This window comes from Neolewinella aquimaris (assembly GCF_014197245.1).
Lineage (GTDB): Bacteria > Bacteroidota > Bacteroidia > Chitinophagales > Saprospiraceae > Neolewinella > Neolewinella aquimaris.
Window position 1 is genome coordinate 145548 of the sequence record NZ_JACIFF010000003.1, and the last position, 13965, is coordinate 159512.

The window sequence follows — 13965 nt, forward strand, 5'->3', positions numbered from 1 at the left end:
CTACGGTATATTTTTGGTTTCCTTACGGCACTGAAATCCCTGGACCCAAATGCTCCCCCCGCTTTATCGCTACGCGAAGCTCACCTTCCGCCTGCAACTCCCGCAGATCGATGTAGGTGCCTCCTTCCTCAACCTCGAATGCCCGGACTACCTCTCCCTGCAATAGCACGGCCAGCATATCCCCCTCCCGGTAACCACCCCGCCACCGGATCACGTGAGGGGTGATGCGTTCCACTTCGGGTGTGGGGAAGCGAAGAATGACATGCACGCCGGTGCGGGTCGACCGCAATTCCATCAGCTTAGCCGGTACCTCGCGGTAGCCCAGTTCGCCGGCATTGGAAAGCTCAACCAGATAGGTGCCTGCGTTGACCCGAAAGGAAAACTGGCCGTTATCGGCGCTCGTCGCGGTTTCAACCACCTTGTAGGTCTCGGTACGTACGACAATCGTTACTCCACCCGCCGGTACGAACGCCCGGGAGGCAAAGTCCTTCAGACCGGTTATCCCCTTGATGGTGACCATTGCCTCCGCGGGCCGAACGCTTGCCTTCACGGGGAATACTGCATCACCCGCAACTACCGCCTGAAGGGGGATCTTGAGGAGGGGTACCGGCTCGTCCCAGTCGTAGGTGATGTTCCAGGGCAAATGAGCCCGTACCAGCGCCCGGCCCCCGGGGAAGCTGGCGGCAGTGGTGTCAAACGTGAAACCACCGTCCTGTCCGCTGATCGTCTCGCTGACAACCTCCTCGTCCCGGTCGAGCAACTGGACTACAGTGCCGGGAATCACTTTACGCTCGCCAGGCAGCATAATGACACCGACGATGGGGGGAAGGGGTTTTGGATGAAACACGTAGGCGTCGTCGCTTTCCGTGAGGGACGGCTGATCGAGGAAAAGACGCCGGGAATACGGAGCATACCGCTCCGCTTCGGGCGTAATGGTTAGGGTAGCGATTTGCCCCATGAGGGTACCGCTAAAGGCGAGTCTGCCGTTAGCTGAAGAGGTGGCCTCGAGCGCGTTTCCAAATGCGTCGCTCAGGGTAGCGAAGGCGCGTATGCCGCTTTCGTTTTCATCCTGCACAATGCACGCGTAGGCGTATTCTCCTTCCCGAATTCCTGGAAATCCATGACCGGGCAGGTACCCCACGCGGCGGTCCGCTTGCTGTCCCTTACAGAGCACGGGAATGGGGTCAAATACCTGCTCCTTACTCGGAAGCAGCTGATCGTAGATCGATAGGGGCAGGTTGCCGTGCTTGATAAAGTGACTGTGGTAATAATGCTTTACCGGCTCGAAGTAGAACGTCTGCTCGTTGGCATGGTCGTCGCCCGGGTGGCTGCCCCGGTGGTCGATGATGATCAGATCGCTGGTTTTCGGATCCAGGTACTTCCCACTCGGTAAGCTGTAGTTGGTGGTTGACAGCCGAGCCAGCAGCCGGGCCCTGGATTCACTGTGATTGGTCACCTTCATAATGGCCCGCGCTTTTTCCCCGTGATTGACGAAGGCCGAAAGCAGTTTGGTGGAAAAGGAAAGGGGTTTCTGCACCTCGATGGCCAGGGAATTGGAAATGGACGGAGCCTTCGTAACCACGGTGTCGCCCGTAGGCCACCACGACAGGTCTTCCTCGCCGGTCGGAGTAGCCCGCAGGTAATAAAACTTCTTGCCGTGGCTGATGGTCTGCCCCACCAGCCGGATCGTAACCCGCTCCTTCGGCGCCTGACCGCTGACCTCCTTGGTCTTCAACACCCCGTGTCCTTCCTCAACGATCTCGAGTTTGATTTTGCCCTCTCCCGCACTTACTTCACCGTAGGAAACCTCGACGTGCCCCGTAATAATGAAGCGATCGCCGACGTAAATGGTGCCGGCCGTAGCCATCGAGAGGGAGATGGAGCCGATGGTAACGGTGCTACTCGGAAGGGTGGCAACGGTGGTGCCCGTACTGACGACGATGCCGCCAATGGCAATGAGTTCGGAAACGCCTTTGGCCCCGAGGCCGGCAAGTAGTGGAGCGGGCATCTTTGCGTGCTGTTCTAAGTGAGTAAATTCCGGGTAAGGCGTCAATGGAATTTACGGGTTCAAACACGTAAAGTCAAGGGGGCGGGCAATTCTACTTTTTCTTCAACCCGGAAGCGTGCGCGATATCGATCGATTTCCTGGCCCAACGTACCAGCGTAGGCCGATCCTCGAGTACCTCCGCGGGTACTTCGTAGTAGGGCATGACCTGCTTTTTAGACGCCGACCGGAGGGGCTCCATTCCCCGTTCGAGAAAGTCTTGCTTATTGGTTTCGTCGACCTTCAGCCGAAAGGTGTTCTGGCCCACCATGGCAAACATCTTCCCCGCCTGGAAGAAGCCGTATCCACCAAACATCTTCTTCCCCCGGATCTCGTCAATCTCGGAAAGTTGATCGTATAAATAGGCAATGTAGTCTTCGGAAACGGCCATGAAAGGTGCGTAGCTTTTTACTAAGCTAAGCATTTCCAGGCGGGGACGCGGGAGCAGGCTACTTCCGCAACACCAATTCCTCCCGGTCCGGACCCGTCGACACCATGGTCACCGGTACGCCCAGCTTATTCTCCAGAAACATCACGTAGTTGACGCAGGCTTCCGGTAGCTCGCTTTCGGTTTTGGTCCCGGACAGGTCCGAGTTCCAACCATCGATATCGGTGTATACGGCCTCGTAATTTTCGTGCACCAGGTCGAAGGGCAACTCGCGGCTGATTTCTCCCTCCACGCGGTACGCATCGGCGGCCCGAATGGTCTCGAATTTGTTGAGGACGTCGACCTTGGTGACCACCAGCTGAGTTACGCCGCTGAGCATGATCGTGTAGCGAAGCTGGACCAGGTCGATCCAGCCGCAGCGGCGGGGCCGACCGGTGGTAGCACCGAACTCGGCACCCTCTTTCCGCAGAAACTCTCCGGTTCCGTCGTGCAACTCGGTCGGGAAGGGGCCGCCGCCGACGCGGGTACAGTACGCCTTCGTGATGCCGATCACCTCTCCGATCTTCTGCGGGGCTACGCCCAGGCCGGTGCAGACGCCGGCGGTGATCGTGTTGGACGAGGTAACGTAGGGGTAGGTGCCGAAATCAATATCGAGCATACTTCCCTGAGCTCCCTCGGCGAGAATTTTCTTGCCCGCATCCAAAGCTTCGTTGATGTAGTACTCGCCGTCGACGAAGGGAAGTTCCTTAAGCCGGTCCACGGCTTCGAACCAGGCCTTTTCCTCGCCCGCGAGATCGAACTCAATGTAGGGGTACAGTCCCACCAGTTGGAGATGCTTTTCTTTAAGACGTTTGTACCGATCCTGAAAGTCGGGGGCAGTCAAATCCCCCACGCGCATGCCGTTTCGGCCGGTTTTATCCATGTACGTCGGTCCGATTCCCTTCAGGGTGGAGCCGATTTTCCGCTCCCCCTTGGCGTTTTCCCGGGCGGCGTCGAGCAACCGGTGGGTCGGCAGGATCATGTGCGCCTTGCGGGCAACGAAGAGCCGGCCGCGGTAGTCGATGCCGGCGGCGTCAAGCTGGTCCAGTTCCTTGGAGAGGGTGATGGGATCGATGACCACGCCGTTGCCGATCAGGTTATGCTGCTCCCTGCGAAAGATCCCGGAGGGGACGGTGTGCAGCACGAACTTCTTTCCGTCGAAGATGAGGGTATGTCCCGCATTGGGGCCGCCCTGGAAACGGGCGATGATGTCATACTGAGGGGCCAGAACATCTACGATCTTCCCCTTGCCTTCATCTCCCCACTGGAGACCTAATAGTACGTCTACGGCCATTACAACTGCCTTTTGGGGGCACTCCACCGCTTCTTTGCGATGCGCCCGTTTAAAAACGTGGGCAAAGGTAGACCTATTTATCTTCATTGCACCCGCGACCCCGCCCCGATTGACCGAACATTACGGTGGCAAAACACCCTTACATCAATAAACTTCCCGAAATGGCACTGAGTAATTCTACCGAAAACAAGTTGTTCATCACCGGATACACGGCCAAGGGGATCGTCTACTCACTCATCGGCATCTTCGCCATCGCCGGCGTAGTCGGTGGTGCAGGCGGCTCCGGTGGTGGGCCGAAGGCCGTCATCAGTTGGATCGGCACCAACCCCTTCGGTCAGGTCCTCCTGTTTCTGATCGGAGTGGGGCTGCTTGCCTACTGCAGCTGGCGCTGGTACACGGCCGTACAGGACAAAAAGAACGAAGGAAAGGATAAGGAAGGCATCGTGAAGCGCATCGCCTACGCCGTCAGCGGCACGGCCTACGGAATTCTGAGCGCCCATGCCTTCAAACTGGCCTTCACGAACAGCAGCGGCGGTGGCGGACAGAGCAAGCAGGACATCATCGCCCGCATCCTCTCCGAAAGCTGGGGTCCTTACGTTATCGGTGCCATCGCCCTCATCATGGCCGGCGTCGCGATTTTCCAATTATACCGGGCCGTCACCAACAAACACATGGACGGTATCGAGGGACAGCAACTCAGCCACGACGAACGCGAAACCTTCAAGAAAACCGGTGAGGTAGGGCTTACCGCCCGCTTTGTTGTCTACGGCATCATCGCCTACTCCCTCTTCAAGGCCGCCACCATGGACGACGCGAGCAAGTTCAAGGGCATTGGTGAGTCGCTCTCCTACATCGAAAACCAATCGTACGGAGCCGCCTTACTTGTGATCGTCGGACTGGGGCTGCTAGCCTACGGGCTCTTCATGTTCATCCGGGCGCGCTACGAGCGGGTCTAGTCTCGGGGCAGCAACGTTTTTTCCATTCGCCAGTCTTCCATCAGGTAACCTTGGCCGATTTCCGTATCGAAGCGATCGATCTTCCTGAAACCTAAGTGCTCGTAAAAGCTGACGGCCGGGTTCTGAAAGTTGACGTCCAGACGCAGCTTGGTTTGGTTCGCGCGGCGCGCAATCGCCTCCACCTTGTCGATCAGTGCCCGACCGTATCCGCGGCCCTGGGTACCGGGGAGCAAGTAGATTTTATGGATCTTGGTGGTGCCCGGCAGGTTATTCACTTCGTGACTTACGTAGCCCACCGGCCGGTACCTGAGTTGCGCGTGGTGGCTGTAGCCGGATGTTTCATCACCCAGTGCGTCGAGCAAAAGATGGAAGACGTGCCCCTTTTTTACCTGCTCCATCAGGGCTGCCTCGCTGTACATGAGGTCAAGCATGTACTCGATCTGGGCAGTAGAGAGAATACTTCCGAAGGTCTCTGGCCAGATCAGCCGAGCCAGTCGCTCAATGGTGGGGAAATCAGCCGCCGTAGCGGGTACGATGCGGTACGTCTGCATGGGGGCTAATTTACCCGCTCGTGCAATTCAGGGCCATTGTTACGCACGTTTCCTACTTTCGAAGACACGGCATAGGGGCGCAGGGTGCCATCGGGCGGGGTGCGCAGGAGCCCAAGAATATCCGGAAGAGCGGCGTTCGGATCGAGCCACTGACTCTGCATTTCGTCGTCCAGCAGCAGCATGGGCATCCGGTCGTGAATGGGTTGCATCTCCGCGTTGGGTGCTCCGGTAATGACCGAATAAGTGAATACGGTATCGCCGCCGTCCTTCGGTCGCCATTCCTCCCAGATGCCGGCCATAACCAGTAGCTGCTCGTCGGCGGGCATAATGCGGAAGGGGGTTTTCTTGCCGTCCTTGCGTTGCCATTCGTAGAAACTGTCGCCGATCACGAGGCACCGCCGTTCGCGGATGGGCTTGCGAAAACTGGGCTTGTCCTCGATCCCCTCACTCCGGGCGTTGATCATCCGGGCTCCGATGCCAAGGTCCTTGGCCCAAAAGGGCACCAGTCCCCAGCGAAAGGAGGATAGCCGGTCCGGCGCCTGGTCCGTGATCACCAACCCGTCCTGAGTAGGAGCCATATTGTAGTTGGCCTTAAGTCCGCCATCAGGATGTACAAGCTCCCTGGAAAACTGCTTACGCAGCTTGGCTTCATCGATGACTACGGAATAGCGACCACACATGGGGAGAGATCTAATTAGACTGCATCTTCTGCTTAATCTCGATGATCTCGTATCCTTCGATCACGTCACCTTCACGGATGTCGTTGAAGTTCTTGATGTTAAGACCACACTCCATGCCGTTGCGTACTTCCTTGACGTCGTCCTTGAAGCGCTTGAGGCTGGCGAGTTCGCCCTGTTGTCCTTCCTTGAGGGGGAAGACGACGATACCGTCGCGGATGACGCGAATGAGCGTGTTGCGGGTGATCTTTCCTTCCTCCACGAAACAGCCGGCAATGGTACCAACCTTGGAGATCTTGAACACTTCCCGTACGGAGACCTGACAGGTGGTCTTCTCCTCGCGGGTCGGCTCGAGCATGCCTTCGATGGCGCTGCTGATCTCGTCGATGGCTTCGTAGATGATCGAGTAGCTTTTGATCTCCACCCCTTCGCGTTCGGCGAGTTTGCGGGCGGATGAGCTGGGACGCACCTGGAAACCAACGATGATGGCATCCGAAGCGGTAGCCAGCAGAATGTCGGAATCGATGATCTGACCGACGGCCTTGTGGATCACGTTTACCTGTACGGTCTCCTGCGATAGCTTGATGAGCGAATCGGACAGGGCCTCTACGGAACCGTCCACGTCGCCCTTGACGATGAGGTTGAGTTCCTTAAAGGTACCGAGGGCAAGACGACGGCCAATCTCATCGAGCGAAACGCGCTTGGCGGCACGGTTGGCCTGTTCGCGGCTGATTTGGGCGCGGCGGCTGGCCAGCTGACGGGCTTCCTGCTCGCTGGCCATCACTTTCATGATCTCACCGGCCTGCGGGGCACCATCGAGACCGAGCAGGAGCACCGGCGAACCGGGACCAACTTCGGTTACCCGCTTGTTGCGCTCGTTGAACATGGCACGGACGCGTCCACTGGCTTCGCCGGCGACAAGAATGTCCTGCACCCTCAGGGTACCGTGTTGTACCAGAATCTTGGTTACGTAGCCACGACCTTTTTCCAGCGAGGCTTCCAACACGGTAGCTACGGCGGGGCGGTCGGGGTTGGCGGTGAGTTCCAGCATTTCGGCTTCGAGGAGCACCTTTTCGAGGAGTTCCGTGATGCCTTCTCCCTTGAGGGCGCTGATGTCCTGCGACTGGTACTTGCCTCCCCACTCTTCGACCTGGTAGCCCATGGAGGCGAGTTCGGTCTTGATGCGGTCGGGGTTGGCACCGGGACGGTCGATCTTGTTGATCGCGAAGATCATGGGTACTCCGGCGGCTTCGGCGTGACTGATGGCCTCCTTGGTTTGGGGCATCACGTTGTCGTCGGCGGCAATGATGATGATGGCGATGTCGGTCACCTTCGCACCCCGCGCACGCATGGCCGTAAAGGCTTCGTGACCGGGCGTATCGAGGAAGGTGATTTCCTTTCCGTTGTCCAGTTTCACCTCGTAGGCACCGATGTGCTGGGTGATGCCACCGGCTTCTCCGGCGATTACGTTGGAGTCGCGGATGCGGTCGAGCAGCGAGGTCTTACCGTGATCGACGTGTCCCATTACGGTCACGATCGGTGGGCGAGACTCCAGGTCTTCGGGATCGTCGAAGAATTCTTCTTCCTCCTCTTCGGATTCGTCGACGTTGATGAACTCGACCTCGTGGTTGAATTCTTCGGCAACGAGTTCGATGATCTCGGCGTCGAGTCGCTGGTTGATGGAGACGATCACGCCGGCATTCATACAGGCGGTGATGACTTCGCCGATACCGACGTCCATCATGTTAGCCAACTCCTGCGCGGTCACGAATTCCGTCACCTGCAGCTTGTCGTTGGTCTGTTCGTGCTCCATCGCTTCCTGCTTCTCGCGGATGCGATCGCGGTTGTCACGACGTTGGCGTTGACGTTTCTTCTTGCCGCCGCCGCCCTGTAGGCGGGCCATGGTGGCCTTGATCTTGTCTTCGATGTCCTTAGCGGAAACCTCACGGGGTTCGTCGTTGCGACCACCGGTGCGGCCGCGGTCGCTGCCGCCACGTGCTCCACCGCGCTGGCCGCCGGTCTGGGGCGGTCCGGTGGTGATCTTTTTCCGTTTCCGCTTTTTGCGGCTGTCGTCGGTAGAGGTGGCACCGCGCTTTTCGGGCTTCTTAATCTCGATCTTACCGAGCACCTTCAGGCCACGCAGTTTTGGTTCGGCCGTAACATGCAAATCGGGAGTATCCGTAGCCTTCACTTCCGTGACGGGTGCGGTGGGTTCCGGTTTGTTCGGCTTTGCTGCGGCGGGCGCGGCAGGTTTGGGCGGCGCCTGTTCCTGCGGGGCTCGTTTGGCCTGTGGCTGGGGGGCGGGCTTGCGCTGATCGGGCTTGGTCCGGGGCTGGTCCTTTTTGGCGGGCCGGCGCTTGTTGGCGTCCAGATCGATCCTTCCCATCACCTTCAGGCCGGGCACTTCGCGCTTTTGCGGTTCCTGGGCGGCGGGCGGTTGCTGCGGCGCTTGGGGTGCCGACTGAGCGGGCGACTGCGGTTTGGCGGCTGTCTCCTCCTGCTTCTGCACGGGCTTGGCTTCCGGCTGGGCCTGAGCGGGCGGCGGCGGGGCGGGCACGGTAGCTTTTGCTACCGGCTGGGGCTGCACGGGCGGCGGGGCCGGGACGCTTACCGGACGGGGGGGCGGTGGCGGTGGGGTAGCGCGCACGACGGGCGGAGGCGGTGGGGGCGGCGGGGCCGTTGGGCGGGTGCCGAACTCCATCTTGCTCGCTTTCTCCTTGTCCGATATGGCCTTGGCGAATTCCTGACGCACGGCGGATTCCATCTCGTTACTGACTTGCGCGATCGGCTTATTCTCGATCTCGAAGCCCTTACCGGTCAGGAACTCGACTATCGTCGAGGTCGCCACGTTCAATTCCTTCGCTACTTTAATTAGTCGTTTACTCATTCGATCTCTTAAGCACGTCGTTGTTTTACCGCGGGGTGCCGCCGCGGGGCCATTTAGAACTACCCTAAAAAGCCGATTTCCCCCATCTGCCTGACGCCGCGTTGGAGGACAACTTCCGGAACACTATCCGAATGCGACGCAAATATAACTCAATCTAAGGTACAATGCGGCAGGCTCACCTGCTTTGTACCGTGTCTGGGTAAACGCCTGTACGCAAACATGGTTTATTCCCCACCCCCAATGATTCTTTTACGACCCACACCTTGTCCCTGAAGGCAATCAGTACGCGATATTTCCCTTCCTTACTCTCGCTACCGTAGACTCGACGAGCAAGCGCAGGATATCCACGTCCACCTCGGTAAGCCGTTTAAGGTACAGGCAACTCTTACCGGTCTTGTGCTTGCCCAGTTTCGCCAGCAGCTCCGTTTCTCCCTTTATGCCACCCATCAGGTAAACGGTGAGGTCATTCTTGCGCGGACTGAAGCCTACTTCCATCCAGTCGCCCTCCCGACCGCTCGCGTATACGTAGTGGTAGGTCCCGAATCCGACGATGCTGTCTCCCCACATCACCGGCGGTTCACCGGTCACTTCCGTCATCAGGTCGATGATGGCCTGGCTGTCGGCACGCTTGTCGGGATCCGGGATGCCTTCAATGAATTCGGCTACCGATTGCTGGGTAGGTTGCGTCTTATTCGTTGCCATGGTGCTGGGTATATGTGCTGTATTTGCGTAAGTTCGTATTTTTCCGCCACGCTTTTTAGGATTTACGCTCTCCAAAGACCAACCGAATTCATCGCCTCAATAATTCTACCTCCATGTCGATAAGACTCTGGCCGGCCACCGTCCTGGCCCTGATCCTCTGCGCCGGTTACGCCCGCGCCCAGGTTACATTCCCCTACAACGGTGTTTACGACCAGCGCGAGGGCCATTACGCCTTCACGGGAGCCACGGTACACGTGAGTCCGGAGCAAACGCTGGAAGACGCTACCCTTACCATTCGCGACGGGAAGATCGTCTCCGTTGTCGCCGGGGGGGCGGTGAACGCAGGAGCAGTGGAAGTCAGCATGAGCGGCAAACACATCTACCCAAGCTTCATCGAAGTGTACGGTGACTACGGTATGCCCGAAGTAAAGGAGGGAAGCCGCGGTCGTGGCACCCCACCCCAGCTGGAAAGCAACACCGATGGCGCCTACGCCTGGAACCAGGCCCTGCGCCCGGAAACGGACGCCTCGGCCCTGTTTACGATCGATGCCAAAGCGGCAAAGACACTGCGGGAGGCCGGATTCGGTACCGTCTCCACCCACCACCCCGACGGCATCAGTCGCGGGACGGCAGCCGTGGTCACCCTGGCCGAAAGCAACGACAACGAAGTGCTCATCAAGCGCAACGCCGCCCACCACCTTTCCTTCGACAAGGGATCGTCCGGACAGGCCTACCCCAACTCCCGCATGGGTGAGATCGCCCTGCTGCGGCAGACCTACCTCGACGCCGACTGGTACGCAAAGCAGCGCGGGGAGGAAACCAACCTGAGTCTCGAGGCCTGGAGCAAACTACAGGACCTGCCCCAAATCTTTGCCGTCGACAACTGGCAGGATGCCCTGCGCGCCGATCAGGTCGGCGATGAATTCGGGAAGCAATATGTGATCCGGGGAAGCGGCGACGAGTACCAGCGGCTACAACCACTAAAGGCTTCGGGGGCCACCTTTATCCTTCCCCTTAAGTTTCCCGAAACCTACGATGTAAGCGACCCCTTCGCCGCCGACCTGATCTCGGTCGGCCAACTCCGTCACTGGGAGCGGGCTCCCGGTAACGTCGCCGCCGTAGCGCAGGCCGGCATTCCCTTCGTCCTCACCGCTGACGGACTCGAAAAGCCCACCGAGCTCCACGATGCCATGCGCAAGGCGATCGAGGCGGGTGCCGATCCCGCTACCGTGCTTGCCGGTCTCACGACCGGTCCGGCCAAACTCCTCGGCATCGATCAACTCGTAGGCACCCTGGAAAAGGGCAAGCTGGCCAACTTCATTGTGACCGATAAGGATCCCTTTACGGAAAAAGCCACCATCTACCAGAACTGGGTGCAGGGACAAGCCTTTGAGCTCAAGCCCCTACAGTCCGTAGATCTGGCTGATGCATACGACATCACCCTGGGAGACAGTAAATTTTCCGCAAACATCACGGGCGATCCGGGCAGCCAGAAAATGAGCGTCAGCCCGGCCGGCGATACCACTACCGCCGACGTCACCTTCACGGAGAGCGGCGGCGTGATCACCTTCCGCTTCCGCCCCGGCAAGGAGGGAGGCTACTACCGCATCAATGCCACCCCCGACGGGGAAGGCTACACCGGCACCGGCCGCGATCCCGAAGGCAACATCGTCACCTTCACCGCTACTCCGGCTAAGGCAACTAAGGCGGAAGAAGCTAAGAAAGACGAGAAAAAGGAAGACGAACGTCCGGAATACAAGAGCCGGCTCACCTATCCCAATATTTCCTACGGCCTGACCGAAATGCCCGAGGCAGGAAAGGTGCTCTTCCGCAACGCCACCGTCTGGACCAACGAAGCCGACGGTATCCTGGAAAACACCGACGTACTCATCGAAGACGGGAAGATCAGCCGGGTCGGTAAGGACCTGTCCGATCGCGGGGCACAGGTGATCGATGCTACGGGCATGCACCTCACCAGCGGCATCATCGACGAGCACAGCCACATTGCCCTCAGCGACGTGAACGAAGGCACCGAGTCGAGCACCGCCGAAGTGCGCATGGCCGACGTGGTCGATGCCGTGGACGAAAACATCTACCGCCAGCTCGCGGGTGGGGTGACCACCAGTCAGCTTCTACACGGTTCGGCCAACCCGATCGGTGGCCAGTCGGCCCTGATCAAGCTTCGTTGGGGCGCAACTCCCCAGGAAATGATGTTCGAGGGTGCCGACCCCTTCATCAAGTTTGCCCTCGGAGAGAACGTGAAGCAGTCCAACTGGGGCGATATGAATCGGGTACGCTATCCCCAAACCCGCATGGGCGTGGAGCAGATCTTCGAGAACTACTTCAGCCGCGCCGCGGAGTACGGCCGTGCCGTGAAGGCCGGCGAAAACGTACGCCGCGACCTGGAACTGGAAACCCTACTGGAAATCCTCAACGGAGAACGCTTCATCACCTGCCACAGCTACCAGCAGGGAGAGATCAATATGTTGATGGAACTGGCCGAACGCCACGACTTCCGCGTCAACACCTTTACCCACATCCTGGAAGGCTACAAGGTGGCCGATAAGATGGCCGAACACGGCGCGGCCGGCTCAACCTTCTCCGACTGGTGGGCCTACAAATTCGAGGTGAATGAAGCCATCCCCTACAATGGTGCCCTGATGCACGAACAGGGTGTACTTACCGGCTTTAACTCCGACGATGCCGAAATGGCCCGTCGCCTTAACCAGGAAGCCGCTAAGGCCGTCCTGTTCGGTGACGTGAATGAGGAGGAAGCCTGGAAATTCGTTACCCTCAATCCGGCTAAAATGCTGCACATCGACGACCGCGTTGGCAGTATTCGTACGGGAAAGGATGCCGACCTCGTGCTCTGGAACGATCACCCCATGAGCATCTACGCCCGCGCCGAACGCACCTACGTTGACGGCAAGGAATACTTCAACCGCGAGGAAAACGAGGCCCGCCGTACCGAGCTGCTCGCCGAACGCAATGCCCTTATCCAGGCAAGCCTCGACGACAAGAAAAGCGGGGCCAAAACGCAGTCGCCGAAGGGCAACAGCCGCCGCCTGCTTCACTGCGATAGCGTAAACCACTAAAGAAAGAACCATGAACTATAGCATAAAGAACCCACTGACCCTGCTTTTGGTCCTATTTCTTTGCACCTGCGTCCCCGCCCAGAATCCCACGCCGGCAGCAAGACAGGCCGCCCCCCTGGCCGTAACCGGTGTAACGGTACACGTAGGCGACGGAACGGTCATCGAAAATGCCACCCTGCTCATCCGTAACGGTAAAATCGAGAATGTAGGGAGTAACCTGCCGGTCCCCGCCGGCTACGAAACGCTGGACGCCAGCGGTAAGGAGGTGTATCCCGGCCTGATCGCCCTCAACAGCCAATTGGGCCTTACCGAGATCGGTGCCGTACGGGCCACCAACGATCAGCGCGAAGTGGGGACCTTCAATCCCAACGCGCGGGCCCTGATTGCCTTTAATACCGACTCCCAGGTAATCCCTACCGTACGGGCGCGCGGCGTACTGCTGGCCCAGGCCACCCCGGAAGGAAGCCTGGTGAGCGGCCGCAGCAGCATCATGCAACTCGACGGCTGGAACTTCGAGGACGCCGCGGTGCTGGCCGATGATGGCATCCACATCAACTGGCCCAACCGCAACAGCTACAATTGGCAGACCGGCGACCTGAAGCCAAACGAGAACTACGACGAGCAGGTGCGTGAACTCGAATCCTTCCTGGAGCAGGCCATTGGCTACTGCGGCCGGCCGGAAGGGGAGGGCAGCCGACTGCTGAAGCTGGAGGCCTTCTGCGAGGCGATCGCGGGCAACGCCAATGCCTACCTCCACGCCGACGAAGCCCGTAACATCCAGGCCGGCGTACTGCTGATGAAGCGCATCGGGGCCAAGCCGGTCGTGGTGGGCGGTAGTCAGGCTTACCTGATCACCGACTTTCTGAAGCGGGAAAGCGTGCCGGTGATCCTGAGCAGCACCCAGGCCCTGCCCAACTCACAGGACGATGCCGTCGACCAGCCCTACCGCAACCCGGCCCTGCTGGCAGAAGCGGGAGTGGAATTCGCCATTAGTCACGAAGGCTACTGGCAGCAGCGCAACCTGCCTTTCGTGGCCGGACAGGCGGTCGGATTCGGCCTGCCCTACGAGAAAGCAGTAGAGGCGATTACGCTGGCCCCGGCCCGGATCGTCGGCATCGCGGCGGATTACGGAAGCATCGCCACCGGAAAAAGTGCTACCTTTGTGATCGTAAATGGCGATTTGCTGGACATGCGCAGCAGCGTTGTCGAGAAAGCGTACATCGATGGAAGAGATGTCAACCTGGACAACAAACAGGCCGAGCTCTACCGCAAGTTTACCGAAAAATATAGCCGGGTGACCCGGTAACCGCCTACCGTACCCAGCAATTTTTC

The 13965-nt window shown here is 59.1% G+C and carries 10 protein-coding genes; 3 read left to right on the top strand and 7 right to left on the bottom strand.

Features of this window, described 5'->3' with window-relative positions:
- Nucleotides 1-22: 22 nt before the first annotated feature.
- The 3 genes from GGR28_RS07285 to GGR28_RS07295 all read right to left on the bottom strand — a co-directional run bounded on the left by GGR28_RS07285 (nt 23) and on the right by GGR28_RS07295 (nt 3765).
- A complete protein-coding gene (locus GGR28_RS07285) occupies nt 23-2008 on the bottom strand; it encodes a collagen binding domain-containing protein (RefSeq protein ID WP_183495111.1) in 1986 nt (661 codons plus the stop codon).
- Nucleotides 2009-2099: 91 nt separating this feature from the next.
- Nucleotides 2100-2435, bottom strand: coding sequence for a TfoX/Sxy family protein (locus tag GGR28_RS07290; RefSeq protein ID WP_183495112.1), 336 nt, complete (start codon nt 2433-2435; stop codon nt 2100-2102).
- A gap of 58 nt (nt 2436-2493) precedes the next feature.
- Nucleotides 2494-3765, bottom strand: a complete 1272-nt coding sequence (locus GGR28_RS07295) for an adenylosuccinate synthase (protein ID WP_183495113.1) — start codon at nt 3763-3765, stop codon at nt 2494-2496.
- 161 nt (nt 3766-3926) lie between these two features.
- Here GGR28_RS07295 and GGR28_RS07300 point away from each other — a divergent pair, with 161 nt between their 5' ends.
- A complete protein-coding gene (locus tag GGR28_RS07300) occupies nt 3927-4721 on the top strand; it encodes a DUF1206 domain-containing protein (RefSeq protein ID WP_183495114.1) in 795 nt (264 codons plus the stop codon).
- Here GGR28_RS07300 and GGR28_RS07305 read toward each other — a convergent pair.
- The 4 genes from GGR28_RS07305 to GGR28_RS07320 form a co-directional block, all read right to left on the bottom strand.
- Complete coding sequence (locus GGR28_RS07305; protein WP_183495115.1) at nt 4718-5272, bottom strand: GNAT family N-acetyltransferase; 555 nt, start codon at nt 5270-5272, stop codon at nt 4718-4720. The two genes, GGR28_RS07300 and GGR28_RS07305, sit on opposite strands and share 4 nt — an antisense overlap.
- A gap of 5 nt (nt 5273-5277) precedes the next feature.
- Nucleotides 5278-5952: an SOS response-associated peptidase gene (locus GGR28_RS07310; protein ID WP_183495116.1), complete on the bottom strand. Its 675-nt coding sequence runs from the start codon at nt 5950-5952 to the stop codon at nt 5278-5280.
- Between the two features lie 10 nt (nt 5953-5962).
- Nucleotides 5963-8836 (bottom strand): translation initiation factor IF-2, encoded by a 2874-nt coding sequence (infB, locus tag GGR28_RS07315; RefSeq protein WP_183495117.1) that lies wholly within the window; start codon nt 8834-8836, stop codon nt 5963-5965.
- Nucleotides 8837-9115: 279 nt separating this feature from the next.
- Complete coding sequence (locus GGR28_RS07320; protein WP_183495118.1) at nt 9116-9538, bottom strand: DUF1801 domain-containing protein; 423 nt, start codon at nt 9536-9538, stop codon at nt 9116-9118.
- A 113-nt stretch (nt 9539-9651) separates the two neighbouring features.
- Here GGR28_RS07320 and GGR28_RS07325 point away from each other — a divergent pair, with 113 nt between their 5' ends.
- Together GGR28_RS07325 and GGR28_RS07330 are read left to right on the top strand one after the other, a co-directional pair.
- On the top strand, nt 9652-12633 hold the full coding sequence (locus GGR28_RS07325) for an amidohydrolase family protein (protein WP_183495119.1): 2982 nt from the start codon (nt 9652-9654) through the stop codon (nt 12631-12633).
- A 10-nt stretch (nt 12634-12643) separates the two neighbouring features.
- Nucleotides 12644-13939 carry an amidohydrolase family protein gene (locus GGR28_RS07330; RefSeq protein WP_183495120.1) on the top strand — a complete coding sequence of 432 codons (1296 nt, stop codon included), beginning with the start codon at nt 12644-12646 and terminating at the stop codon, nt 13937-13939.
- Nucleotides 13940-13965 lie beyond the last annotated feature (26 nt).